A 25,285-nucleotide genomic window follows, 5' to 3' on the forward strand; every position below is an offset into this window, starting at 1 on the left:
ATCAAAATTGTGTATGATATGATGGTTAGAAGAATTACTAAGAGCTACAATTGTGCAACAAGGAGAGAATAACATGCTTGTATCAAAGAAAGAAATTGAAATACGTTATGCTGAAACAGATCAAATGGGTGTAGTTTATCATGCGAATTATTTAATTTGGATGGAATTAGGTAGAACAAAATTGATTCAAGACCTTGGGTTTTCCTATGCTGGAATGGAAGAGGAAGGGATCATATCACCGGTAATCGATCTTGAAATATCCTACAAAAAGCCACTTCGGTATGGTGATACTGCGATTATCCATACTTGGATAGAACAATATAATGGGATGAAAAGTGTTTATGGGTATGAAATTTTCACTCCTTCAGGAGATTTAGCAGTACAAGCTAAGTCAAGTCATGTGTGTGTTCAAAAGGATACGTTCAGACCTGTGAAATTTCGTAAGCTCTTCCCTGAATGGCATGAAGCATACGAGAAGGCGAAGAAATAAAATGGCCTTTGGAATTTCACGAAAGGAATTAGAACAGTGGAAGGAAGAAGTAACCCGTGGAGAAATTTCATTTTTAACACATTTCTGGCTAGATAACCGATTTCCAGATTCGCATTGTGTAACAAAAGCAGGTTGTAAGGACTTAGAAAAATTAGCTGACTGGGGAGAGCAATTCGGTTTGAAAAAAGAATGGATACATCATAATGAGCAATACCCACATTTTGATTTATTAGGAAAGACACAAGTAAAAGTCTTAAAACATTATGGGTTAGATGCTCATATAAAACGATTTAAATTACATATTTGACAGATTACAAAGAATAGAAGCATTACTAACAAAACCTTACAAATCATTCATCACTATTGATTAGAGGAGTTACCCTTTTGAGTAACCCTCTTTTTTTTGTGTGAAATAGTATTTATTGTCATAAGGCAAAGCAAAAGCTCAGATGTATAGGTCTGAGCAAGGCGCCATAAGCATTAGTTGTATTACTGTTTTATTGTTCAATGTAGTTAAATGTCGGCTCATCTACTTCTTCATCAAGTTCTACACGAAGGTTATGATTATCAAAATACCATAAGTCGCGATTCTCAACAAAAAAAGTGATACCTTTGCTTTCTGCACTAGAACCAATATCTTCAGGCTCTTGCTTTACTACACCTAATGAAAAGCCTTTTTGTACGTTGCTACATCCTCCATAGCGTACAAAAAATTGTACCATATCACCTTTTTGAAGTTGTAATTCATCTATATACCAGCCTGCAGCCTTTTCATCAACGATTATTTCCATAATTAACACTCCTTCTATAAACGACTAATTAAACTTAAACTCAAATAAATTATCTAATCATACGTTTTTTTCCCTATAACAGAAAAATAAAACAAATTAGTAGTTCTTCTCTTTATTATAATATAGAATTTCAGATAGAACCATTTTTGTATTCGGTTGCATATGTTAAATATTTGTAAAAAAATAAAAACCACAGTAAAAGTGGTTTTTATTTTAGGATGACTCCCAAACTTAGTTGTTATTTCCAAGTAATGCGGTTTGGTTATTGCAGTAAGAGGAGTCCTGTATCCCGCTGGGCGAGCGGTTGAGTCACCCCGGCTTAAATACCTATGAAGTGGGGTCTCGCCTAACTCCACTGCTCCCATAGGAGTCTCGTAATCCGCTTCCATCAACCTGAAATAGTTTTTGTTTAAAAACAACAATCTCTTAGAAAAGAGACTTATTTACTAAAGCCATTTTACTTTTGGCTCTGTTTTATTTATGATTCTTTTAATATTTGCTCGATGTCGATAGATGACAAAAATTGTTAATAGTGAAATCACTATAATTAAAGGGATTTCTTTTGTAAACAAGCTGTAAATGATTCCATAAACACCAGCAAGCATTGAGGATAAAGACACATATTTTGTAATGTAAAGAACGATGAAAAAGAACGCTAAAATGGTTATAAACATAACTGGTGCACTATAGAGCAGTAACCCTGCTGAAGTTGCAACGGCTTTTCCACCTTTAAATTTAGCGAAAATCGGATATGTATGGCCAATAACAGCAAATACGCCTACTAAAAGCGGATTTAATTCACTGTTTAAAAATAGTGTTGGTAATGCAGAAGCTAGTGTACCTTTTAGTATATCTGCACTCGTAACAATAAGTCCAGCTTTTACTCCAAGTGTACGGAATGTATTCGTACCACCTAAGTTTCCACTTCCATGCTCACGAATATCAATTCCATAGCCTAGTTTCCCAACAATTAATCCTGAAGGAATAGATCCTAATAAATACGCTAAAATAAAGATAATTGCTTCAATCATATAAGTACTCCTTTGTATAATCTTCTTATATTCTACCATGAGAAGATAGAAAAACTCTAATATAGAATTAAAAAAACATTAAACTCAGTAAATTGCAATAAAAAATTCAGCGTTGCTCTCTACGTTTTGGCGAACTGATATCAGGATAAAATCAACACACCAAGAATAAACTTTAACAGGACTTAAAAATTGTTTATATCGGTCATAGTTGCTACACTTGAGAAAAGGAGCTGGATGTTAATGGCGATTGAATATCCGACAAGACAAGAAATTGGCGAGATTTTAAAAAATAGTAAAACGATTGCAGTTGTCGGTTTATCCGATAATTCATCACGTACATCTTACATGGTGAGTAAAGCAATGCAGGATGCCGGTTATGAAATTATACCAGTCAATCCAACTGTGAATGAAGTGCTAGGTCAGAAAGCTGTAGCATCCTTAAAAGATATTAAAGGACACGTAGACATCGTCAATGTATTCCGACGCTCTGAGCATTTACTTGATGTCGCCAAGGAATTTTTAGAAATTGATGCAGATGTTTATTGGGCACAATTAGGCCTTGAGAACGAAGAAGCATATGATCTGTTAAAAAGGAATAATAAAACTGTTGTGATGAACCGATGTATTAAGGTTGAACATGCAATGACAAAGTAAATTGAGACTTCACTTATGCTGGTGTTTATTACTACCCGTGATAAGAATGGAGTAAAAATATTGTGATCAACTATTGGAAAAATCCTTGTGAAAAACAAGGATTTTTTTATCTTTTACACGAATTAGGTTTGCTAAAAGCAATTTACCATATACAATAAAGCATGGATATTACGTAATTTGCACTATACTAAATAACAAATTATTAAAGAAAAATAAGCATTTCTTTAAAAGTGTGGGTTGTCGATAAACGAAATATTGTATAAAATACTAAAACATGCGTTCTTAATTAGAGAGATGATTTGATTGTGTGTCAATTGAAAGGGGTTTAGTCTTTTGGTTAAAAAGCAACAATTTGAATATAATGATGATGCTATACAAGTACTTGAAGGACTAGAAGCCGTTAGAAAACGTCCAGGTATGTATATTGGAAGTACTGATAGTAGAGGCTTACATCATCTTGTATATGAGATCGTCGATAATTCAGTTGACGAGGCCTTAGCGGGTCATGGTGACCATATAATTGTAAAAATACATAAAGATAATAGTATTTCTGTTCAAGATAAAGGACGTGGGATGCCAACAGGGATGCATAAGCTAGGGTTACCGACACCTGAAGTTATTTTGACTATCCTTCATGCTGGAGGTAAATTTGGTCAAGGTGGCTATAAAACAAGTGGTGGTCTCCATGGTGTTGGTGCATCTGTTGTAAATGCTCTTTCTGAATGGTTAGTGGTTACGATTCAACGAGATGGTTCAATTTATGAGCAACGGTTTGAAAATGGTGGAAAACCTGTAACGACCCTTGAAAAGAAAGGGAAGACAACGAAAACTGGTACTAAAATTCATTTTAAACCAGATCCAGTTATTTTTAGTACAACAACATACAATTTCGAAACGCTAAGTGAACGCTTACGTGAATCAGCATTCCTGTTAAAAGGATTTAAAATTGAACTTATTGATGAACGTAATGATCAAAATGAGGTCTATCATTATGAGACTGGTATTGAAGCATTTGTCACCTATTTAAACGAAGAAAAAGACTCGCTTCATCCTGTCGTTTCTTTTGAAGGTGAACAAAATGGAATAGAAGTAGATTTTGCTTTTCAATTTAATGACGGCTATTCAGAAAACATCTTATCTTTCGTAAACAATGTTCGAACGAAAGATGGTGGAACACATGAAGCAGGTTCAAAAACAGCTATGACAAGAGCTTTTAATGAATATGCCAGAAAAACCGGTTTGTTGAAGGAAAAGGATAAAAACCTAGAAGGCTCTGATATTCGAGAAGGACTTTCAGCAATTATATCTGTGCGAATACCTGAAGAACTTCTACAGTTTGAAGGTCAAACGAAGGGTAAGCTGGGTACAAGTGAAGCAAGATCTGCTGTCGATGCAGTTCTTTCGGAAAACCTATCTTATTTCTTAGAGGAAAATCCTGATTCTGGAACACTACTCGTTAAAAAGTCGATAAAAGCATTCCAAGCTAGAGAAGCGGCACGTAAAGCTCGTGAAGAGGCGAGAAGTGGGAAAAAACGCAAACGTTCTGAGACAACGTTAAGCGGAAAACTAACACCTGCACAATCGCGTAACCCTTTAAAAAATGAATTATACCTAGTTGAGGGTGACTCAGCAGGTGGTTCAGCTAAACAAGGGAGAGACCGTCGATTTCAAGCTGTACTACCACTACGAGGTAAAGTTATTAACACTGAAAAGGCGAAGCTTGCTGACATTTTTAAAAACGAAGAGATCAACACGATCATTCATGCAATCGGAGCAGGTGTCGGAGCAGAGTTTTTAATTGAAGATATAAATTATGATAAGGTTATTATTATGACCGATGCTGATACTGATGGTGCTCATATCCAAGTACTACTACTAACCTTTTTTTACCGCTATATGAAACCACTCATTGAAAATGGCAAAGTATTTATTGCTTTACCTCCTTTGTATAAAGTAAGTAAAGGTTCGGGGAAAAAAGAAGTTGTGGAATACGCTTGGTCTGATGATGAATTACAAGGTGCTATTTCCAAGGTTGGAAAAGGTTATATGATTCAGCGATATAAAGGTTTAGGTGAGATGAACGCTGATCAGCTATGGGAAACAACAATGAATCCAGAAACTAGAACGCTAATTCGCGTTAAAATAGATGATGCTGCTCGTGCTGAGCGTCGTGTAACAACATTAATGGGTGATAAGGTTGAACCACGTCGTAAGTGGATTGAAAATAACGTAGCATTTGGTCTTGATGAAGAAACAAATATATTAGAAAACGAACACTTATCGGTCGCAGAGGAGGTATAGGTCTTGGCAGATTCAGTAGAAATATTTCGTGATTTACCTCTTGAGGATGTACTAGGTGACCGTTTTGGACGTTATAGTAAGTACATTATTCAAGATCGTGCACTTCCAGATGCACGTGACGGCTTAAAGCCTGTACAACGACGAATCTTATATGCCATGCACGTAGATGGTAATACAAATGATAAAAATTATCGAAAGTCCGCAAAAACAGTAGGAAATGTTATTGGTAACTACCACCCTCACGGTGATTCATCTGTATACGAAGCAATGGTTCGTATGAGTCAGGATTGGAAGGTACGCAATCTTCTTATTCAGATGCATGGAAATAACGGTAGTATTGACGGGGATCCTCCAGCTGCAATGCGTTATACGGAAGCAAGATTATCCGCTATTGCCACGGAACTCCTTCGTGATATTGAAAAAGAAACGGTGGAATTTGTACCAAACTTTGATGACACTAGTAAGGAACCATTGGTTTTACCGGCAATGTTCCCTAATCTATTAGTGAACGGTTCAACAGGAATTTCTGCAGGTTATGCAACAGATATCCCTCCACATCATTTAGGTGAGGTCATCGATGCGGTTATTAAGCGTATGGACAAACCGAACTGTACTGTTGATGAATTAATGACGGTAATAAAAGGCCCAGATTTCCCTACAGGCGGAATTATTCAAGGTCTTGAGGGAATAAAAAAGGCGTATGAAACTGGTAAAGGTAAAATAATTATACGTGGGAAAGCAAGTATAGAAGAAATTCGTGGTGGAAAACAACAAATTGTCATTACGGAAATTCCTTTTGAAGTAAACAAAGCAAATCTTGTGAAACGTATGGATGAATTCCGCATTGAACGTAAGGTTGAGGGAATCGCTGAAGTACGTGATGACACTGATCGAACTGGTTTACGAATCGTTATTGAACTGAAAAAGGAAGCAAATGCTGAAGGTGTATTAAATTATTTATACAAAAATAGCGACCTGCAAATTACTTACAATTTTAATATGGTAGCAATTCATAACCGTAGACCAATGTTAATGAGCTTGCCTTCCATTCTTGATGCGTACATTGGTCATCAAAAGGAAGTTGTATCAAATCGTTCAAAATATGAACTTCGTAAAGCACGTGAGCGGGAGCATATTGTTGAAGGATTAATAAAGGCATTATCTATTTTAGATGAAGTGATCGCAACCATCCGTGCTTCAAAAGACAAGCGTGATGCAAAGGATAACTTAATTCAAAAATTTGTATTTACTGAGCCACAAGCTGAAGCAATCGTATCCTTACAGCTTTATCGTTTAACAAATACAGATATTACCGCATTAACAAATGAAGCAGAAGAACTTGCAAAGAAAATCGAAGAACTTACAAGTATTCTTAATGATGAAAATGTCTTACTGAAAGTGATAAAAAATGATCTTAAAAAGGTGAAAAAGACCTATGCAGATGATCGTCGTTCCGTCATTGAAGCTGAGATTGAAGAAATAAAAATCAATCTTGAAGTTATGATCGCATCTGAGGATGTTATTGTAACAGTCACAAAGGACGGATATGTGAAACGTACGAGTCTCAGGTCATATGCTGCATCTAACGGACAGGACTTCGGGATGAAGGATAGTGACAGATTGCTTTCTCAAATCGAAATAAATACAACAGAAGTCGTCTTGTTATTTACTAATAAAGGGAATTACTTATATTGCCCAGTACATGAATTACCTGATATACGATGGAAAGACCTTGGTCAGCATATCGCAAACATCATACCGATTGACAGAGATGAAGTGATTCTAAAGGCAATACCTGTCAAAGATTTTGCTGAAAATCATTTCTTAACTTTTATTACGAGATCAGGTATGGTGAAAAAGACTGAGTTAAGTCAATACAAAGCTCAGAGGTATTCAAAACCACTTGTTGCTTTAAATTTAAAAGGTGATGATACATTAATTGATGTCCATTTAACTTCAGGACAAAATGATTTATTCTTAGTGACACAGTTAGGGTATGGTTTGTGGTTTGAAGAAGAAGAAGTAAGTGTTGTTGGTCCTAGAGCTGCTGGTGTAAAAGGAATTAACCTAAAACCAGATGATTTTGTGGTTAGCGGAAAAGTAATCGAACGTAATAAAAAAGCATTTTTAGTTATTGCCACCCAAAGAGGTGCAGTAAAGAAGATGAATGTTTCTGATTTTGAAAAATCATCACGTGCTAAACGTGGTTTAGTTATGCTTAGAGAATTAAAAAATAATCCACATAGAGTTGTTGGAGCAGAAATAGCACAAGACAAGGGCGAATTTTATCTCGAAACAGAAAAAGGAGTAATCGAAAGTATCAATCTTGCAACATTAAGACCGAATGACCGATATAGTAACGGTTCCTTCGTTATTGATGAACAAGATGCTGGCTCCGTCATAAAAGTGTGGTTAACACTTACTGATGAACAAAAAGATAATCAATCATAAAAATAGGGCTGATCCGTCAAAGGATCAGCCCTATTTTTTATTCCACATGATCAATTTTCAATACTAATAAATGAATCTTTACTTTTTTTGAAAATAATCTGAGAATGCGTGTATGATTTCTATCCCCTGATACGTGAATAGACTAAGTGCAGTAATTGAAAAAGCTACAACTGGAATCATTCTTAACCAAAACATCATTTATAAAACCTCCTATTTATAATTATTATTAGGCAGTAAATAAATGATTTCTAGAAAAGTAGGATGATTGATAATAAACTGAGTAAAGGAAATATCTTATTTTCTGATTAAATCTTATTGATGAAAAGATAAATAGTGTTATGATCACTACTTGTAAGATTAAAGGATCCTTTACTTGAATGCTGTCTAGGTGATTAAAATGCTTTTGATCATCCTCTTGGAGATTAATTGTTGTGAAAGATGATTCCGTTTCAACGGCTAACACTTTTGCTTGATTAGTAGGGTGATTTAAGTGAGACATTGAAACAATATGAAACCCTACAAACACTAACAGAAGCATCAAAATCGATTTAACCAGCAACCGAAGTTTCAATGATGTCACCCCTTTGCCGTGTAATAGATCTATCATAATCCTTTTTTCCAAATTTGAATAGTATTTTAATTGTCTAAGATAATCTTTTTTTGTCGTATTAAAAGTGTAAGGGTTTCCTTTTTTCTGAGGTTCAGTTAAGAAAGAAGTCCTATCTTTTATTCAATAAATGGGTTGCTTCGGTAGCTCTTTATTCTTATTCGACTTATAATGCAAGTTAGATTGAATAGGTTATGCTACAATCTAAATAAAACATGTAAAATTTATTCTGGACTATAGAAAAAGCTATTAGCTGGTAAGGAGTAAGCTTTGGATAAAAAAGTTAAGCAACTATTGAGGGATTTACAGCAATCAACATGCTATCATATATTTTACAGTTTTAACGATTTAGAACGCTATCTAGAAAATGCAATTTCCTACATTCTTTCTGGAATTGAGCAAGGGGATTATGTTTTTGTTATCGAAAACGAAAGGATATTTCCATTACTATATAAAAAAATAGAACCTTTATTAACTAAGGTACAACTGGACAAAATAAAGCATGTAAATAACTTTGATTTTTATTGTTCAAATGGAGATTTTCATCCACCTACTATTGTAGCTTACTTTTCAAATATGTTAGAGATTTACATAGAAAAAAACGCTTCCATCAGGACGTGGGCTCATGTAGAATGGGGAGATTTACAAGAAATAACATGTAAAATAGAAGAATTTGAACAAGCAGCTAATAAAGCAGTACAATCGATGAAGATCATTTCGGTCTGTGCTTATGATGAAGACAGACTAACTGAATCACTTAAAGCTTCATTAATTAGTTCTCATGAATATACATTAACAGACAGTGAATCGTTCGTATTAATAATTGACCAATAAAATATCATTATATTATCTAATATAAATTGAATTATGGTGTCTTAAGGGATTAATAACATAAAGGAGTAGTTTTATGAATTTTAATATGAAAGAAGCTATTGAAGTTCTTGAACGTACACCACATACACTTGAGTGTTTTTTATCTGGTTTAGCTGATAGTTGGTTGCAATGCAATGAAGGAAAAGGAACCTGGAATGTCTTTGAAGTGATTGAACACCTTATTGAAGCAGAGAAAATTAATTGGATACCAAGACTAGAAATAATTCTTCAGGAAGGTGAAAGTAAACCGTTTCCACCATTTGATCGTCATTCTCACTTAAATCAACGGTCTGAAAGTTCGATTGAACAAAAGTTGCTTGAATTTAAAACGATTAGATTACTAAATATAACTAAACTAAAGGGTCTTATTGAAGTTGAATCACAACTTGAACTAGCAGGTACACATCCTGCATTTGGTTTAGTTAAGGTAAGAGAGTTGCTTTCCACGTGGGTACTTCATGATTTAACCCACATTGCTCAAATCGTAAGGGTCATGGCAGAGAGATACAGGGAGGACGTAGGGCCTTGGAAGGAATATTTAGGTATATTGAAAAGGTAATCTTATTAAAGTTAATCGGTCCCCCTTTGGTAAAAGAGAGGGGGGCCAATTGGTATTTAAAGAGTTTACACTTGTAATTCAAACTGCTTAGAATACAGATGTGCATACGCTCCATCGTGTGCAAGTAATGCGCTGTGTGTACCTTGTTCCACAATACCGCCCTCCGTTAAAACGATAATCCGCTCAGCATTGCGAATAGTGGAAAGGCGATGGGCAATGACGATCGTTGTCCGTCCTTTTGCTAACGATTCTAGTGATTCCTTGACGATGCTTTCACTCTCATTATCAAGTGCGCTGGTTGCCTCATCAAATATGAGAACTGATGGATTCTTCAAGAATACGCGAGCGATACTTAATCGTTGTTTTTGACCACCAGACAGTTTAACCCCTCGTTGCCCAATCTCGGAGTTGTAGCCGTTTGGCAAGTTCATAATAAAGTCATGGGCATTGGCGTGCTTAGCTGCCGCGATAATTTCTTCATCATTTGCAGCTGGATTTCCGTAGCGGATATTTTCTTTCACCGTTCCTGTGAAGAGGTAAACATCTTGCTGGACAACTCCTATTGTTTTTCTTAAGGACTGTAAGTCGATATCACAGACATTGATCCCGTCTAGTAACACATCCCCCTCTGTCACATCATAAAAGCGAGGAATGAGCGAGCATAATGTCGTTTTTCCCGCACCAGACGGACCAACTAATGCTACATATTCTCCTGGCTGTATACGAAGTGACAGGTTTACTAAGACATTATCTAAATGTTCTTCGTAACGGAAGGAAGCTTGATTGAATTCAATTTCACCATGTACATCATTAAGGGTAATGGCATTCGGTTTGTTCTCGATTGCGGGCTTTAGATTGATGATTTCCATAAAGCGCTGGAAGCCAGTGATTCCTTCTTGGAACTGCATGCTCATATGAGTCAGTCGTTGAATTGGCTCAATCATAAAGTTGATATACAGTAAAAAAGTAATCAAATCTGCTAAATCTAACGTGTTCCCTGCAATTAGAGCGCTACCAAAGATGATCACTGTAATCGTAATCAGTTGGATAAACGTTTCAACACCATTGAAAAAGTACGCTTCAGCCTTGTACGTTTTTTTTCGACTTTCAAGAAAACGATTATTTTCTCTATTAAACTTCTCGATCTCGACAAACTCGTTGGCAAACGATTTTACTACACGGATTCCAGATAGACTATCCTCAACCTGTGCGTTTATGTCACCGATTCGCTCTTTGTTTCTTTTTAATGCTTTGTTCAAAAGCTTATTAAAATACAAGACAAAGACACTTAAAAATGGTAAAAAACAGAAAACGGCGATTGTTAATGGTGCATTAATAAAGAATAAAATAACAAATGCTCCAATAAAGCGAACGAGATATTTAACATAGTCTTCAGGACCGTGATGGTAAAGCTCGGAAAGTAGCAGCAGGTCATTTGTTATACGAGACATGAGCTGACCAGTCTTTTCCTTATCATAAAAGCTAAAGGAAAGCTTTTGCATGTGCTCAAACAGCTCGCTACGCATATCACTTTCCATACGAGCACCAACTTCATGACCTTTGTAGTCCACAAAGAAATTCCCGATATTCTGGATTGCGACTAAAACAAGCATTAGCCCACCAATCCAATACACTTTACTTAACGCGGTGGACATGTCACCTGCCAGAACATCTTTTGTAATATACCGGACGAGCAGTGGAAAAACCAAAGTCACAGCCGAAACGATAAAGGCGCACACCAATATCGAAAGAAACAACGTTAAATAAGGTTTGTAATATGAGAAAAATTTTTTAAATGGAAAATGCATGATTTACCCCTTTTTGTGTTATTTAAATAAAACACATATAAGGGAGTACACCGTTAACAATTTAAGAAAGTGTTCCACCCTTATATGTTTGTACGGTTTGTTTTGTCATGTTTTTCATGTTAAATTCCTCCTTTTCGTTGATGTTATTATTGTAAGCGATTTCTTATGCTGGTGAACAGTGTTTTTCTTTTTTTAATTTCTTTTTTTAATTCCTTTAACGGAGAAATTCGAAAAAACAAAAAAACCGAACGATCAACCACGATTATTTCGTGTGATCGTTCGGTTTTTTTGGAATGAAATCAAAAATTTCGTGTGTTTCAAAGCTATCAACTAAGCGATTTAGCCAGCCATAGTATTCCAATGATTGATGAAGTTTTTCAATATCACTTTTTATTTCATTTATAAAGTCTTCGGTGAGTTCTGGTTTTTCAAGGAGTAAATTAAGTTCTCGTAATGATTTCTCTATTGCAGAAACATTAATTTGTACACCATTTCTCCACTTTATCGTAAAAAAATCTATAAAGGTTTGATACCAATCTTCCTCAGCTACGTATAAATCCTTGCGATTACCTTTTTTCCAAACCTTGTCCACCATATGTAAATCCATTAGGTTCCTAACAGAAGTACTCATACTTGTTTTACTCATACCTAATTCATTTTTCATTTCATCTAAGGTCATAGGCTGATTTTGAAAGTAAAGTAGCCCCCACAATCTTCCTACTGAAGGTGTTACACCATATAAGTTCATATTTTGAGAGATTGCTTCAATTACACGTTCCCGAGCTTTCTCAAGTTCTTCTTTACTTTGCAAACCCTGTCACATCCTATTAGCTAGTATATATATACAGACTACATTTATATGATTTGATTGTAAAGGCAATGAAGCAAAAGGAAAATGGAGGAATTGTAAGTATATAGACCGTAAAGTACGTACAGTATTTTCTGTACGTACTTTACGGAGTTAAATGAGCTTATTTGCGCTTTGTAATCATTTTGTACTATTTCTATAATTAATAAGGCATAGTGTTCGTGACAATAAATCATTGAAGGGAAGGATTAATTAATAATAGATGGTTAGTCGCGCTTTATATGAGTCAATAGGTAGAGGTGGAAAAATGAATAGTAATGAACGTACGGTAAAAATCACTGTTCGAGAAGTATCGAAAATTTTTGGGAAAAACACCAAAAAAGCTGCTCAGCTTCTCAAACAAGGAAAAACAAAACAAGAAATCTTAAAAGAAACAGGTTCTACTGTAGGTGTTAATCGTGCAAACTTTGAAGTCTATCCAGGCGAAATATTCGTTATTATGGGACTTTCCGGTAGTGGTAAATCAACTTTAGTTCGGATGTTTAACCGATTAATAGAACCGACAAGTGGTCAAGTACTAATTGATGGGGAAGATATTGTTTCAATGAGTAAGGAAGAATTACGAAATGTGCGTCGTAAAAAGCTTAGTATGGTCTTTCAACGTTTTGCCCTTTTTCCACACCGAACAGTTTTGGCTAATGCAGAATACGGACTAGAGATTCAAGGTGTTAGCAAGGAAAATCGTAAGGAACGTGCATTAGAGGCACTTAAGCTTGTTGGTCTGGAAGGATATGAACATCAAATCCCTAGTCAATTAAGTGGCGGTATGCAGCAAAGGGTTGGACTTGCTCGCGCATTAGCAAATGATCCTGACATTTTATTAATGGATGAGGCATTTAGTGCCCTTGATCCACTAATTAGAAAAGATATGCAGGACGAATTATTAGAGCTTCAGTCAACTATGGAAAAAACAATCATCTTTATCACACATGATCTTGATGAGGCACTACGAATTGGTGACCGAATCGCTTTAATGAAGGATGGAAATATTGTTCAAATTGGTACACCAGAAGAAATCCTGATGAATCCATCAAATGACTACGTAGAGCGATTTGTTGAGGATGTGGATTTATCCAAAGTATTGACTGCTGGTCATGTTATGAAGCGACCAGAAACGATCCAACTTGAAAAAGGAGCTAGGGTTGCTCTTAAGGTGATGAAAGATAACGGAATCTCTACTGTTTATATTGTTGATAAACAAAAGAGATTAATAGGAGCTGTAACTGCTGCTGATGCAAGAGATGCGGTTGAAAAAAATCTGCCTTTAGCAGAAGTGATAAATAAAGATGTAACGACCGTTCAGCAAGATACACTTCTTATAGAACTATTTGATGATGTATCTACTGCAACGATACCTGTCGCTGTTATTGATCAGGACAAACGACTTAAAGGTATTGTCATTAGAGGAGCTGTTATTGGAGCACTGGCAGGTAATGAGACGTACATAAATGACATTGAAGATAAAGAGCTCCCTGCGCAAGTAGAAAGGGAGGTACTCTAAGATGGATGAATTATTACCAAAATTACCTATAGCCAATTGGATTGACATAATTATCGAATGGCTTGTTGATCATTTTGAACCTTTTTTTGAAAGTATTGCTTCTGGGTTAGAGTTCTTCGTAGATGGGATCGTTCTAGGTTTAGGTATTATTCCAACGATTATTTTGGCTGTTATTGTCAGTTTACTAGCATGGAAGGTTTGTAATTGGCGGATCGCACTATTTTCATTAGTAGGATTACTATTAATTGATAATCTAGGATATTGGGAAAACATGCTAGACACAATCGCTTTAGTCATTACATCGGTAGGTATATCTATAATTCTTGGTATTCCGATTGGAATATGGGCATCACAAAGTGAGACGGTCGGCAAAATAGTGACACCAATCCTTGACTTTATGCAAACAATGCCTGCATTTGTTTATTTACTTCCAGCAATCTTTTTCTTTAATATTGGCGTTGTACCAGGAGTGGTCGCATCCGTTATTTTCGCAATGCCTCCAACTATTCGCTTAACAATTTTAGGGATTAAGCAAGTACCTGAAGATTTAATAGAAGCAACTCAAGCATTTGGATCAACAACAGGTCAAAAATTACTGAAGGTACAATTACCATTGGCATTACCAACAATTATGGCTGGTATAAACCAAAGCATCATGCTTGCTTTATCGATGGTAGTGATTGCCTCAATGGTTGGTGCACCAGGCTTAGGAGCGGACGTATATCGTGCCGTTACACAATTACAAACTGGAACTGGTTTTGAAGCTGGTTTAGCAATCGTAATTATTGCGATTATATTAGACCGGATTACTCAAAATATAGGAAAAACAAAAAAAGGGGGAACAGCTTAATGTTTACAAAATTTTCAAAAGTAACATTAGCATTCGGATTATCATTGGGTTTAGCTGCTTGTAGTGGCGGAGAGGAAAGTAGTGGGACTACTGACTCAGGTAGCAACAAAGCATCTCTTGGAGAGAGTGTAGAATACAAAATTACGGGAATTGATCCAGGCGCTGGAATTATGAAAGCAACTGCAGCAGCGCTTGAAGAGTATGAGTTAACAGATTGGGAGCTAATTGAAGGTTCAGGAGCAGCGATGACTGCATCTCTAAAAAAAGCTTATGACGATGAAGAACCGATTATCATAACAGGTTGGACTCCACATTGGATGTTTTCAAAATTTGATTTGAAATACCTAGAAGATCCTAAGGGTGTATATGGTGAAGCAGAAAATATTAATTCTATTGCACGTAACGGATTAGCTGAAGATCTACCGGGCGTTCACAAGGTATTAGATCAATTCCACTGGACACCAGACGAAATGGGCGTAGTTATGAGCAGTATTCAAGATGGAACCTCACCCGAAGATGCAGCAGCTGCATGGGTAGAAGAAAATACTGACAAAGTAGCAGAATGGACGAAAGATGCACAAGAAGGTAATGGAGAAGAAGTGAAATTAGCTTATGTTGCATGGGATAGTGAAATCGCTAGTACAAATGTTGTTGCAAAAGTACTTCAGGATCTAGGATATGAAGTAACACTTAGTCAAGTTGAAGCAGGTCCTATGTGGGCTGGTGTAGCTGATGGAAGTATTGATGCACATATCGCAGGTTGGTTACCACTAACTCATGCTGATCAATACGAAAAATACGAAGGTGACTTTGAGGATCTTGGTGCAAACCTTGAAGGTGCAAAAACTGGATTAGTTGTTCCTGAATACATGGACATCGATTCAATTGAAGATTTAAAAGAATAATCTAAAAGTAACACCCACGTACATCATAATACGTGGGTGTTTTTCATATTGTTTAAGCATTTATATTTACAAACTTATATACATGGAGCAATATAAAAATAGACTAATATAAAGAGGTAAACAAATGTTTATAATTGAGGATTTAATTTATAAAGACATCTTATTTATAGACCGGATGGAAATCCCATCCAATAAGATTACTTGCCTTGTTGGTGAAAGTGGAGCGGGTAAATCAACATTATTAAAAATGTTAAATATCATGTTATCACCAGATGAAGGGGAAATTTATTTTAAGGATAAAAATTTAAAAGTTGTTGATCCAATCCTACATAGAAGAAAAGTTGTCATGCTAGCACAGCAACCTACCATTTTTGAAGGAACAATTCGCGATAATTTAAACATAGGGTTGAACTTTTCCGAGAAAAAGCTAAAAGAGGATGATGAATTGAACAAAGCCTTAGAAATTGTTCATTTAAATAAAGGATTAAATGAAGATGCTTACACTTTATCAGGTGGAGAAAAACAACGACTTGCTTTAGCAAGAGTGTATCTGATGGAACCAGAAGTATATCTGTTAGATGAACCAACAGCAGCTCTTGATGAAGACACTGAATCTGTAGTAATGGACAGCTTTATTACGCAGGTTAAGCTGAAAGGCCAATCGGTTATTATGATCACACATTCACAAAAAATCGCAACAAAATATGGAGAAAAGATAATAACACTAGAGAAAAGAGCAGGGGAAAGAGGATGAATAATGTTATAAGAGATATTGAATTTTGGCGATTAGTTGCCGGATACATCTTCATTTTATTACTAATCGTATTTGTAAAATGGCGTGGCCTAAAACGTGAAAAACGAATTATCATCTCCACAGCAAGAATGACGATTCAATTGATTTTAGTAGGATATATTCTTACATATATATTTAAACAACCAAATCCTTTTCTTATTACATTAATCGTTTTATTAATGCTTTTTTTTGCTGTCTATAATACATATAAACAAGTAGCATTACCAATTAACAAAAAACTAAAGAAAATTATTGCTATTTCCATGATATCTGGTTCATTGGTTACACTCATTTACTTTAATTTTGTTGTTATCCATTTTCAACCTTGGTATGAGCCACAGTATCTAATACCAATTGCAGGGATGATTATTGGCAATTCTATGACAGGAATTACTCTAGGTGTTAAGAACTTAGTTGAAGGGATCCAAAGAGAAAAACAGCTAATAGAAGGTGCTTTAATGCTAGGTGCAAAACCAGAGGCAGCAACAAAGACAGTTGTGAATTCTGCATTCGATTCAGCCATATTACCAACTATAAATAATTTAGTGGGTATGGGAATTGTTTTTTTACCTGGTATGATGACTGGGCAAATATTAGCAGGGATTAGTCCTTTAATTGCAATTGAATATCAAATTGCGGTTCTTTTAGGAATTACCGGTAGCGTTGCGTTAACAGTGATGATCTTTACGCATTTCGGGTATAGGACGTTTTTTAATGAAAAGGCACAGTTTATGGATTAATAATAAAATCCTCTCAGGAAATTTTTATTAATTACATCCTTACTCTGTTATAGTAAAAGTAAGGATGTTCAATAAGGTTTTGTTAAAGAGAAGACGAGCAAGTAAACTAATAATAGATATAACAGAAAAATAGGATAAAATGCTAAATTAGATTTTACCTGACAACAAAAGGACGTGTTTAACTATGATTACTGAGAAAAAAGTCACCCTTTATTTTGTGAGACATGGGGAAACTCAATATAATGTTGAAAAGCGAATGCAAGGTTTTTGTGATTCTCCGCTTACTGAAAAAGGTATTTCACAAGCAAAATCAGTTGGAAAAGGTTTATCAGATATCAACTTTAAAGCTGCTTACTCTAGTGACAGTCAGAGAGTTATTGATACAGCCAAATATGCTATTGGAGAACGGGATATTCCGTTAACTATTGATAAACGACTCAAAGAAATGAATTTTGGTGTTTTGGAAGCGTTAGTAGAAGAGGAAATTCCAGCTTTATACGGCAATGTACTTGAAACTTTATTCAGCTTAGATTTAGATGCTTGTGCTCCAGAAGGCGAGACTTATGCACAACTTTTTGCAAGAACTGAAAATGCAATTGATGAAATAGTTAAAATGCATGCTTCCGAGGGAGGAAATATACTCATCTTTTCTCATGGAGTAACAATTGGCAATTATATCGTACAAATAACAAAAAGCAGCGAATTTGCGGTACATGAAAATTGCAGTGTTTCTGTTGTCAGATACATGAATGGTCAGCCTCAAATTGAAATTATTGCTGATACTTCTTTTAGAGAAAAAGGTGGTCAGTGCTTAACTAATGGTTAAGTCAGTTTCTTAGTAGTTTACATGATATAAAAGGAGAGAGGGTTACAGCATGAGGAGTGCGATTGTTCATTAAGAGCAGTCGTTTTTTTATTAAAATAATGTTTAGTAGAAGAATAGGGATATAAATATAAATTATTTTATTTGATTTAAATTTTGAAGGATTAAGGAGTGGTTGCCATTGGCTAATAAATTTTGTCCTATATGTGATGAAGAAAACGGGTGTATGGTAGGTGCTAGAGAAGACGGTAACTGCTGGTGTAACCTAGAAAAATTTCCAAATGAAATCTTTGAATTGGTTCCTATGGAAAGTAAAAGAAAACATTGTATATGTAAAAAATGTTTAAATAAATTTAAAGAAGAGCAGAAAATGAACAAAAATTAGGAGAGAACTCTACAAGGATCATAGTAATATACCTCCTGACTGCCTGGATGTAGGACATATCCTCAACAATTAATTCATCGAGATAGGCTAACTTAAACAAAAAGGAGCAATTTTAGAAAATATAGTAACAATGATCAATCTTTTGGTGCAGTAAACCAATTTGATACTGAGTTCCAGCTTAACAAAATATATTGCTATAAATGGCATTGTCGCAACCTTTTTAAGAAATTATATTTTATTTCAAAATCAAAATTAAGGGATAAAGGAGAATGATTCTAATTTGGAATCAATCATTTTACCATTTTGTTAAGGGTTATCAATTAGACGTGTAAAGAAATAAAAAATGATATTGATTGAAGGGATACCAATTAGTTTATTGTCGATGGTATCCTTTTTTACTTTTGTATTTTGTGTTTTTAATGTTGCTATAACTAAATGAACAAAAAATTATTTTATGTTGATTAGAGGGTAAATGGGAACTCCTTTATTGAGGGAGTTTAGTTGAAGAAAGAGCAACAGACAATTCTGTGAATATAAAGAATGAATATTATTTATTTAGAGTAGAAAGTGAACATTCAATAAAGGGAGAAACCTGTAATTGTCTATATATCTCTTTTGTATTTGCAGTACAAAGATAATACTTAAAATGACGTCTAAATAGAGCTGGATCCCAAACGGACGAATTTCGGGTTTTCCACTTTCTACAGTTGCTAAAAATCCGTTTCTTGTCATAAAGGCACCTAGTCTAGGGTGTGTTAAAACATGACCCTCCTTATAGTTGCATATCCTTATGACTTTAATTTTCCTTTATCTACAATATCCTTTACAACATCTTCAATCGTAACATTTTCAAGAGCCTTCTCTAGTGCAGTTTGAGCAATCGAAAAATGTATACTAATTGAATCTTGAATATTTCGCCCAACCGGACAATCTGGGTTTGGGTTTTCATGTATGCTAAATAGTTCTTTTTCCTTTACAACATCAACTGCCTTATAAACGTCCAGTAATGTAATATCAGATAAATCTTTAGCTAGTTCCGCCCCTGCAATACCAGGACGTACATTTACCAATCCTGCTTTTTTAAGCATTCCCATAATCTTTCTAATTACGGCTGGATTCGTGTTTACACTCCCCGCTAAAAATTCAGATGTGCTTACTCCAGTTTTATTTATTTCAATAAGAGATAATATATGAATTCCAACAGCAAAACGACTACTTACAGACATTTATTCAACCTCCTTATTAAAAGACTATCGTGTAATTAATTTGATTACAAGTTTATTATATATTAAAAGAGGCTTTTTTAAAAGTTGTTGACAAATCGTTTACATGTAACTACAATAGATACATGTAATAATATTAGTTACATTTAAAAGATTGGAGGAATATACAATGAAATTATTAGTTACAGGAGCAACGGGGAAATTAGGTTCGAAAGTTGTAGAAGCTTTATTAAAAACTCTAGCAGCAGAACAACTGGCTGTAAGTGTTCGCAACCCTGAGAAAGCGGAAGGATTAAGGGCTCGTGGTGTGGATGTTCGTCTGGGAGATTTTGACCGTCCAGAAACATTGGATACTGCTTTTGCAGGTATCGACCGCTTATTAATAATTTCTGCCGATGGGGACAATAAAACAAGAATTCGTCAACATGCCAATGCTGTTGGAGCAGCTGAACGTGCGGGAGTTAAATTTATTGCTTATACAAGTTTAGCAAATGCAACAGAAAGCACAAATATAATGGCCCCTCCTCATGTTGCAACAGAAGCAGCAATAGTTAAAACAGGAATTCCATATTCGTTTTTGCGTAACAATTGGTACTTGGAAAACGAAATTGGTAGCATTCAAGGTGCAATAGCAGGTGCACCATGGGTAACATCTGCCGGAGTAGGTAAAGTAGGATGGGCACTACAACAAGATTACGCGGAAGCTGCAGCAGCAGTTCTTACAGGTAAAGGGCATGAAAATACGGTGTATGAACTTTCTGGTCCTCTTTTAACTCAAGAAGAATTAGTATTTGTTCTTGGTGTTGTATTGGGTAAAGAAATACCTGTACAACAAGTCGATGATGAGAAATATGCCGAAATCATGAAAGGTTTAGGTTTACCTGATTTTGTGATTCCGATTGTAGTTGGTATTCAAGAGAGCATTCGAAACCGATCATTAGAAGTTGAAAGAAATGATTTCGAGAAAATTCTCGGTCGTCCTGTTACGCCGATTAGCGAAGCATTAACCCAAATTCTTAACGGAATTTCTTAAATAAAATTAGCTCAATTAAAAACCGTCCTTTTCGGGAATTTAACAAGGAACAGAATTTCCACAATGAAGAAACTAACTCGCCAATATACTGGCGAGTTTTGTTTTTATGACAAAACATTTGTAATTCCGTCTTAAAATATTAGAGATAGCATCTCAGAAAGGACTCTTTACCAAAAAGATAATTATTCCGGGGTTTTCATTCATATGCCCTGAGCCAATTGTACGTTTTATATAAAAACTTTTACCTGTGATAAAGTCAGTCACTTTGGCTGTTTTGCCAATCAATATGGAAAAAGAAAAATGTTGGATTGTCCGTAATTACGGTATTCATAACTATTCTTACGCCTATACTATTTTTACCTTTTAGCATAGGGAGAACAAAGGGAAATGAGTTTGAACATTTAATATCAAAAACTTTACAAGCTGATATGTTTGCTATTTTATGTTTATTAAGATTCTCCTTAATAATTTTTTGGTTGGTATTTTTTATAATAACATTCAAAAATCCATTAAAAATAAACAATTATTAATTACGAATAAATACTTACATTGAGTTTTCCCTATATTTGGACTTACATCAAACTCTAATATCCTTTTTTTAGAAGAGGAAAGCAAGGGAACTAGAGTACATTTAATAATAGTATTTTACTAGTGTCTAGCGTTTCTGTTTTAAGCAGATACGCTTTTTTACTAACGATACAAAATAGGAATAAGACAATCTTTTTTTATCATATCTTTAGGAAAAACACTAAGGGTGTGACATTTTTGAGTGTAAAAAAACAAAATCAAGTTGTTTTCTACATAATTAAAGGTTCAACAATAAAAAAATTTTTAATTCTCGATTGTATTACTGGTACAAGTCTTTATTATGCAATAAAAATAATTTCATCAAGTATATTAATTGGAATTGTTGGAAGTATTGTTGGAACCGAAGGCATTAAAAGGGCCTCATGGTTTTGTGATAAAAGATTAAAAATACATAATGTAGTATAACTCTTTTCAGTTAACTGGAAGTATTTTTTTTCAGTAATATAAATATTAGAATCTTAAACTATGTATTTAAGTTAACAGGTGCATTACTTACTTCAAGAAGGGGTAATATTAGATTGAAATAAGTTAGCGTCTACAAAAAGTACTCAGCAATTCAATTATGAGGGATCAAACTAGATTGAGTGTTGTTTCTAAAAACACTTTTAATTAAGTAATTGGTTGATGTAAAGTGATAATTTAATTACGGTATAAATTTGTATCGCACTTTTTTATTGAATTAATGAGGGCGTATCTACTATAAGTAGATACGCTATTTCATAAATAAAGCAGCATTATTTAACAATTTCGTTCAATAAATAAGAAATAAAACATTTATTTCATTTGAATAATTTTTATCCATCTTAATTTAAGATAATACTTTCTTTCTTATTATTAATTCTGCAAAAAGTAGGTTAATAATCCAACATAACCAGACTGCTACCATGTAGGAATTTTCATAGGGGAAATTCAGAAGATTATGTGTAATGGCGACAATTATATAAATCGTCATATTTGCAAGTGAAAGAAAGAAACTTCTAATCATCCATTGGCTATGTAAAATCATCTTTCGTCTCTTGATATACAGATAACTAAGGATGGTAGTTACAAGCCATAATGTATTTAAAATAAGAAAACCTATTGTACTAAACCATCCCCCTGTTGCAAAGAGAGAGACGTAAACCCCAGGAATGAAATTTAATACGATTGATAGGACATATATACGGCCATTCCAACGGTGAAAGTTAATAGATTTTACTCGAATTGCTTTAATAAAACCTAGGGAACCAGTTATAAGAGAAACAATGGCCAGTGAGATATGAATACGAATCATAAACACCCATAGGGATTCATTCGTTAGAATTTGATCCTTTCTAGAAATAAACGTTTCAAAAGCTGGATCTACCAAAAAATTCTTTGAAAATGTATGAAATACCCACATGATAGATATGAACACTATGGATATTTTAATAATCTTTTTCATGACATCTTTCCTTCGTTAATTTTTATAAAAATAAATACCGACTATTCATAATAAAGGCAGTAACTACCATTAAAATAAATATTATCCACCAATACCATTTTAACTTTGACATGTTGTCTAATAAAGTTTTTTCTGGGCTTCTGCACAATAATGGATTAATATTTTTAAAAAGGAGCGGCTTGTAGTGAACTTTTTCACATTTACAAAAACTGAATACATGGAAATAGAATGAAGCCAAAACAAAGTTGACCTTGCACATATACTAAAAATTCTATAGAAAACTCAACCCGCAAGCTCAACAGAAGCATATCTCTATAAAAGAAGACTGTTTTGCAGTTCCCATTGCCCCCAAATAAAGTGCATTTCTTCAATTAGAGGCAAGGAACAATGAAGAAGCATCCGATAATAGCTTCCTTACCTTAATCAAAAGCGACTCTTCAATAAGGAAGGATCGCTTTTTTCTACAACTATCGGAGTATTTAGAAGGAAAATTGGTAACATGAAAGATATTATAAGGATATCAAAAGGAGATTAATTATGGATATTAGGAAACTTAACGTAGGTGAAAAACCTCCAATTGAATTGTTATTATTAGCTGACCCGTCTCAAGATATTGTCGAGGAATATGTCAATAGGGGAGAGTGTTTTGTTGCTGAAAGTGAAATGCAAATTGTTGGAGTATATGTATTACTTCCAACAAGACCTGAGACCGTGGAGTTAGTGAATGTCGCAGTAACAAAAGAGAAACAAGGTAGAGGTATAGGTAAACAATTAGTGTTAGATGCAATACAGGTATCTAGGTCAAAAGGCTATAAAACAATTGAAATTGGTACTGGAAATTCAGGTGTAGGTCAACTAGCTCTTTATCAAAAATGTGGCTTTAGAATTATTGGAGTAGATATGGACTTTTTTATTAAGCATTACCCAGAACCAATTTTTGAGAACGGTATTCAGTGCAGAGATATGATACGCTTATCTCAGGATTTATAGCAAAACAAGAATAATCAATTGTTGTGGTAGAATATGTGGTCTATAAAGGAAATCAATTATCGTTAATAGGTTTGTCTTTCACTGATATCCGACTCTAATGAGTAGTTTTTTTATTTGTATTTTCCCTTAAAGGCTCTACGACAATGAATTGATATAAATAATTAAGAAGTGCAACAAATAAACTTAGATAAAAGAGATGTTTTCTTTTCATTCTAACCATTTTATAAATTTTAAATTTTTCTGCAAGAGTTGTTATAGGATAAGCAAATAAAAAATCAGCAAAAACATTAGTAATTATATAAAGCCATACTCTTTTATAAGTTAATTTAAATACCCATAAATTTATTGTGAAAAAAAGTCCAAACACAAATGTTATATCTGTAGATAAGCCTGGGAATATTGGTTTTTTTACTTTCCACCATTTACGGCTTTTGGACAATTCGCTTATTAAAGATATTACCAATGAACTAAAAGTAGCCGTAGGTAAAAATCTTCGGAATGCCTCACCTCCAAATAATGAAAAGGTAAACCATGGAGCTAAAAGTAAGACAAGCATATTCCAATTTTTCATATAATAGTGCCTCCGAGAATGATGATTATAAAATACTACTTTTTATTATGGTATAAAATGCATTAATTATACTCAAATAGATAGTTACTTAATATAAGTTACCTTCACATTTAATTAAGAAAAAGTGAAATTAACTTAGCCCAGCTGTAGCATTTTGTGATAAGTCTTCAAAAATACAAAAATTGGTAGATGAAACGAGTTGAGTTGACTCGTGCTAAAAGCAGTGTGATTTCTTATTCAGAAACACACTGCTTTTATATTTGCTTTTTGCTATGCAAGTACCTCAAAAGAGAGCGGAATACTAGTAGCGGGTTCTTTAGTTGAATTAGGAAACGAGTTCTATAAGAAAGGAACTCGCCAGTACTACGGGGACTTCTGCCTATTTATATACCAATAACGATGTCAAATCGTCTTATGTAGCGGAATTAAAAAATCTTGACTTAGAGTAAACTCTAAGTATTATTCTTTTTTTATGTCACAAATTAAAAAAGAAAGAAGAAATAGTCAAACCAGATTTAATGGAGGCGGTTATATTGACATATTCTATTGGGGAATTTTCTAAAATTGTTGGGTTAAGCGAACATACATTGAGGTTTTATGAAAAAGAAGGGTTAATCAAAGTAAACAGAGACGATAACAATGTCAGAATTTACTCGGATGAAAATAAATTATGGATTGAATCATTGCTCCACCTAAAAAATACCGGGATGTCACTAAAAGACATGAAGCAATTTGCTATGTGGGGGCATATTGGGGATGAAACAATGGAAGAAAGGTTAGCTCTACTTAAAAATCATCGCAAAAAAGTAGTGGAAGAATTGGAGAAGATTCGTCAAAGTTTAAAGCATCTAGATACTAAAATAAATGTTTATGAAAATAATAAATTAGGAAACTGTTTCTTTGGAAATTAAGCAGCCGGTTGTATTTCATTTACATCTTTTTTTAAAACCTTATATAGACAGTTTTGTAAATCGTGTTTTATAAACAAGATAAAAAAACACTTGCTTTAGAGTACACTCTAGGGTTT

At 34.4% G+C, this 25,285-nt stretch carries 26 protein-coding genes; 18 read left to right on the forward strand and 8 right to left on the reverse strand.

What is annotated here, in order from left to right:
- Positions 1-73 precede the first annotated feature (73 nt).
- Positions 74-490, forward strand: a complete 417-nt coding sequence (locus HUW50_RS21060) for an acyl-CoA thioesterase (RefSeq protein WP_066340567.1) — start codon at positions 74-76, stop codon at positions 488-490.
- A gap of 1 nt (position 491) precedes the next feature.
- Complete coding sequence (locus HUW50_RS21065; RefSeq protein ID WP_066340571.1) at positions 492-797, forward strand: hypothetical protein; 306 nt, start codon at positions 492-494, stop codon at positions 795-797.
- Between the two features lie 190 nt (positions 798-987).
- Here HUW50_RS21065 and HUW50_RS21070 read toward each other — a convergent pair whose 3' ends face one another.
- Together HUW50_RS21070 and plsY are read right to left on the reverse strand one after the other, a co-directional pair.
- A complete protein-coding gene (locus HUW50_RS21070) occupies positions 988-1,281 on the reverse strand; it encodes a HesB/YadR/YfhF family protein (RefSeq protein ID WP_066340573.1) in 294 nt (97 codons plus the stop codon).
- A gap of 446 nt (positions 1,282-1,727) precedes the next feature.
- A complete protein-coding gene (gene plsY, locus HUW50_RS21075; protein ID WP_066340583.1) occupies positions 1,728-2,312 on the reverse strand; it encodes a glycerol-3-phosphate 1-O-acyltransferase PlsY in 585 nt (194 codons plus the stop codon).
- Between the two features lie 240 nt (positions 2,313-2,552).
- On the opposite strand from plsY, the gene HUW50_RS21080 reads away from it, so the two are divergent.
- The 3 genes from HUW50_RS21080 to parC all read left to right on the forward strand — a co-directional run bounded on the left by HUW50_RS21080 (position 2,553) and on the right by parC (position 7,718).
- Entirely contained in the window at positions 2,553-2,966 is a 414-nt protein-coding gene (locus tag HUW50_RS21080) for a CoA-binding protein (protein WP_066340585.1), read from the forward strand.
- A 333-nt stretch (positions 2,967-3,299) separates the two neighbouring features.
- Positions 3,300-5,267 (forward strand): DNA topoisomerase IV subunit B, encoded by a 1,968-nt coding sequence (gene parE / locus HUW50_RS21085; protein WP_066340592.1) that lies wholly within the window; start codon positions 3,300-3,302, stop codon positions 5,265-5,267.
- A 3-nt stretch (positions 5,268-5,270) separates the two neighbouring features.
- The gene (gene parC / locus HUW50_RS21090; RefSeq protein ID WP_066340595.1) at positions 5,271-7,718 is read left to right on the forward strand and encodes a DNA topoisomerase IV subunit A; all 2,448 of its coding nucleotides are present in this window, start codon (positions 5,271-5,273) and stop codon (positions 7,716-7,718) included.
- A 226-nt stretch (positions 7,719-7,944) separates the two neighbouring features.
- On the opposite strand, the gene HUW50_RS21095 is transcribed toward parC, so the two are convergent.
- On the reverse strand, positions 7,945-8,289 hold the full coding sequence (locus tag HUW50_RS21095) for a hypothetical protein (RefSeq protein WP_066340598.1): 345 nt from the start codon (positions 8,287-8,289) through the stop codon (positions 7,945-7,947).
- Between the two features lie 306 nt (positions 8,290-8,595).
- On the opposite strand from HUW50_RS21095, the gene HUW50_RS21100 reads away from it, so the two are divergent.
- Together HUW50_RS21100 and HUW50_RS21105 are read left to right on the forward strand one after the other, a co-directional pair.
- Positions 8,596-9,159, forward strand: coding sequence for an MEDS domain-containing protein (locus tag HUW50_RS21100; RefSeq protein WP_083964831.1), 564 nt, complete (start codon positions 8,596-8,598; stop codon positions 9,157-9,159).
- Positions 9,160-9,232: 73 nt separating this feature from the next.
- Positions 9,233-9,757 carry a DinB family protein gene (locus HUW50_RS21105; protein ID WP_066340601.1) on the forward strand — a complete coding sequence of 175 codons (525 nt, stop codon included), beginning with the start codon at positions 9,233-9,235 and terminating at the stop codon, positions 9,755-9,757.
- A gap of 65 nt (positions 9,758-9,822) precedes the next feature.
- Here HUW50_RS21105 and HUW50_RS21110 read toward each other — a convergent pair whose 3' ends face one another.
- Positions 9,823-11,565 carry an ABC transporter ATP-binding protein gene (locus HUW50_RS21110; protein WP_066340605.1) on the reverse strand — a complete coding sequence of 581 codons (1,743 nt, stop codon included), beginning with the start codon at positions 11,563-11,565 and terminating at the stop codon, positions 9,823-9,825.
- A 262-nt stretch (positions 11,566-11,827) separates the two neighbouring features.
- Positions 11,828-12,376: a choline uptake/conversion transcriptional regulator CudC gene (gene cudC / locus HUW50_RS21115; RefSeq protein WP_066340608.1), complete on the reverse strand. Its 549-nt coding sequence runs from the start codon at positions 12,374-12,376 to the stop codon at positions 11,828-11,830.
- Positions 12,377-12,680: 304 nt separating this feature from the next.
- Between cudC and HUW50_RS21120 the strand changes: the two genes are divergently transcribed.
- The 7 genes from HUW50_RS21120 (at position 12,681) to HUW50_RS21150 (ending at position 18,430) form a co-directional block, all read left to right on the forward strand.
- On the forward strand, positions 12,681-13,934 hold the full coding sequence (locus tag HUW50_RS21120) for a quaternary amine ABC transporter ATP-binding protein (protein WP_066340611.1): 1,254 nt from the start codon (positions 12,681-12,683) through the stop codon (positions 13,932-13,934).
- Position 13,935: 1 nt separating this feature from the next.
- Positions 13,936-14,784, forward strand: coding sequence for an ABC transporter permease (locus HUW50_RS21125; RefSeq protein ID WP_066340614.1), 849 nt, complete (start codon positions 13,936-13,938; stop codon positions 14,782-14,784).
- Entirely contained in the window at positions 14,784-15,689 is a 906-nt protein-coding gene (locus HUW50_RS21130; protein WP_066340617.1) for a glycine betaine ABC transporter substrate-binding protein, read from the forward strand. Before HUW50_RS21125 ends, HUW50_RS21130 begins: the two co-directional genes overlap by 1 nt.
- A 124-nt stretch (positions 15,690-15,813) precedes the next feature.
- Positions 15,814-16,443, forward strand: coding sequence for an ABC transporter ATP-binding protein (locus tag HUW50_RS21135; RefSeq protein WP_066340620.1), 630 nt, complete (start codon positions 15,814-15,816; stop codon positions 16,441-16,443).
- Entirely contained in the window at positions 16,440-17,222 is a 783-nt protein-coding gene (locus HUW50_RS21140; protein WP_066340623.1) for an ABC transporter permease, read from the forward strand. The genes HUW50_RS21135 and HUW50_RS21140 overlap by 4 nt, the downstream gene beginning before the upstream one ends.
- A 184-nt stretch (positions 17,223-17,406) precedes the next feature.
- Positions 17,407-18,048 (forward strand): histidine phosphatase family protein, encoded by a 642-nt coding sequence (locus HUW50_RS21145; protein ID WP_066340626.1) that lies wholly within the window; start codon positions 17,407-17,409, stop codon positions 18,046-18,048.
- Positions 18,049-18,226: 178 nt separating this feature from the next.
- On the forward strand, positions 18,227-18,430 hold the full coding sequence (locus HUW50_RS21150) for a cysteine-rich CWC family protein (RefSeq protein WP_066340628.1): 204 nt from the start codon (positions 18,227-18,229) through the stop codon (positions 18,428-18,430).
- 788 nt (positions 18,431-19,218) lie between these two features.
- On the opposite strand, the gene HUW50_RS21155 is transcribed toward HUW50_RS21150, so the two are convergent.
- Entirely contained in the window at positions 19,219-19,656 is a 438-nt protein-coding gene (locus HUW50_RS21155) for an Rrf2 family transcriptional regulator (RefSeq protein WP_185653202.1), read from the reverse strand.
- 166 nt (positions 19,657-19,822) lie between these two features.
- Between HUW50_RS21155 and HUW50_RS21160 the strand changes: the two genes are divergently transcribed.
- Together HUW50_RS21160 and HUW50_RS21165 are read left to right on the forward strand one after the other, a co-directional pair.
- Positions 19,823-20,686, forward strand: coding sequence for an SDR family oxidoreductase (locus HUW50_RS21160; protein ID WP_066340642.1), 864 nt, complete (start codon positions 19,823-19,825; stop codon positions 20,684-20,686).
- 765 nt (positions 20,687-21,451) lie between these two features.
- The gene (locus HUW50_RS21165) at positions 21,452-21,679 is read left to right on the forward strand and encodes a hypothetical protein (protein WP_083964832.1); all 228 of its coding nucleotides are present in this window, start codon (positions 21,452-21,454) and stop codon (positions 21,677-21,679) included.
- Positions 21,680-22,082: 403 nt separating this feature from the next.
- On the opposite strand, the gene HUW50_RS21170 is transcribed toward HUW50_RS21165, so the two are convergent.
- A complete protein-coding gene (locus HUW50_RS21170) occupies positions 22,083-22,697 on the reverse strand; it encodes a DUF2306 domain-containing protein (protein WP_066340650.1) in 615 nt (204 codons plus the stop codon).
- 537 nt (positions 22,698-23,234) lie between these two features.
- On the opposite strand from HUW50_RS21170, the gene HUW50_RS21175 reads away from it, so the two are divergent.
- Positions 23,235-23,687, forward strand: coding sequence for a GNAT family N-acetyltransferase (locus HUW50_RS21175; protein ID WP_066340651.1), 453 nt, complete (start codon positions 23,235-23,237; stop codon positions 23,685-23,687).
- Between the two features lie 94 nt (positions 23,688-23,781).
- Here HUW50_RS21175 and HUW50_RS21180 read toward each other — a convergent pair whose 3' ends face one another.
- The gene (locus tag HUW50_RS21180) at positions 23,782-24,258 is read right to left on the reverse strand and encodes a hypothetical protein (protein ID WP_066340652.1); all 477 of its coding nucleotides are present in this window, start codon (positions 24,256-24,258) and stop codon (positions 23,782-23,784) included.
- Positions 24,259-24,791: 533 nt separating this feature from the next.
- On the opposite strand from HUW50_RS21180, the gene HUW50_RS21185 reads away from it, so the two are divergent.
- The gene (locus tag HUW50_RS21185; protein ID WP_066340653.1) at positions 24,792-25,169 is read left to right on the forward strand and encodes a MerR family transcriptional regulator; all 378 of its coding nucleotides are present in this window, start codon (positions 24,792-24,794) and stop codon (positions 25,167-25,169) included.
- Positions 25,170-25,285 lie beyond the last annotated feature (116 nt).

Source organism: Metabacillus sp. KUDC1714 (assembly GCF_014217835.1).
Lineage (GTDB): Bacteria > Bacillota > Bacilli > Bacillales > Bacillaceae > Metabacillus > Metabacillus rhizosphaerae.

Bases quoted from the DNA above. Each gene is read 5' to 3' on its own strand.
- HUW50_RS21060 (WP_066340567.1), top strand. From the start codon at position 74: ATGCTTGTATCAAAGAAAGAAATTGAAATACGTTATGCTGAAACAGAT.
- HUW50_RS21065 (WP_066340571.1), top strand. From the start codon at position 492: ATGGCCTTTGGAATTTCACGAAAGGAATTAGAACAGTGGAAGGAAGAA.
- HUW50_RS21070 (WP_066340573.1), bottom strand. From the start codon at position 1,281: ATGGAAATAATCGTTGATGAAAAGGCTGCAGGCTGGTATATAGATGAA.
- plsY (WP_066340583.1), bottom strand. From the start codon at position 2,312: ATGATTGAAGCAATTATCTTTATTTTAGCGTATTTATTAGGATCTATT.
- HUW50_RS21080 (WP_066340585.1), top strand. From the start codon at position 2,553: ATGGCGATTGAATATCCGACAAGACAAGAAATTGGCGAGATTTTAAAA.
- HUW50_RS21105 (WP_066340601.1), top strand. From the start codon at position 9,233: ATGAATTTTAATATGAAAGAAGCTATTGAAGTTCTTGAACGTACACCA.
- HUW50_RS21110 (WP_066340605.1), bottom strand. From the start codon at position 11,565: ATGCATTTTCCATTTAAAAAATTTTTCTCATATTACAAACCTTATTTA.
- HUW50_RS21120 (WP_066340611.1), top strand. From the start codon at position 12,681: ATGAATAGTAATGAACGTACGGTAAAAATCACTGTTCGAGAAGTATCG.
- HUW50_RS21125 (WP_066340614.1), top strand. From the start codon at position 13,936: ATGGATGAATTATTACCAAAATTACCTATAGCCAATTGGATTGACATA.
- HUW50_RS21130 (WP_066340617.1), top strand. From the start codon at position 14,784: ATGTTTACAAAATTTTCAAAAGTAACATTAGCATTCGGATTATCATTG.
- HUW50_RS21135 (WP_066340620.1), top strand. From the start codon at position 15,814: ATGTTTATAATTGAGGATTTAATTTATAAAGACATCTTATTTATAGAC.
- HUW50_RS21140 (WP_066340623.1), top strand. From the start codon at position 16,440: ATGAATAATGTTATAAGAGATATTGAATTTTGGCGATTAGTTGCCGGA.
- HUW50_RS21145 (WP_066340626.1), top strand. From the start codon at position 17,407: ATGATTACTGAGAAAAAAGTCACCCTTTATTTTGTGAGACATGGGGAA.
- HUW50_RS21155 (WP_185653202.1), bottom strand. From the start codon at position 19,656: ATGTCTGTAAGTAGTCGTTTTGCTGTTGGAATTCATATATTATCTCTT.
- HUW50_RS21160 (WP_066340642.1), top strand. From the start codon at position 19,823: ATGAAATTATTAGTTACAGGAGCAACGGGGAAATTAGGTTCGAAAGTT.
- HUW50_RS21170 (WP_066340650.1), bottom strand. From the start codon at position 22,697: ATGAAAAAGATTATTAAAATATCCATAGTGTTCATATCTATCATGTGG.
- HUW50_RS21175 (WP_066340651.1), top strand. From the start codon at position 23,235: ATGGATATTAGGAAACTTAACGTAGGTGAAAAACCTCCAATTGAATTG.
- HUW50_RS21180 (WP_066340652.1), bottom strand. From the start codon at position 24,258: ATGAAAAATTGGAATATGCTTGTCTTACTTTTAGCTCCATGGTTTACC.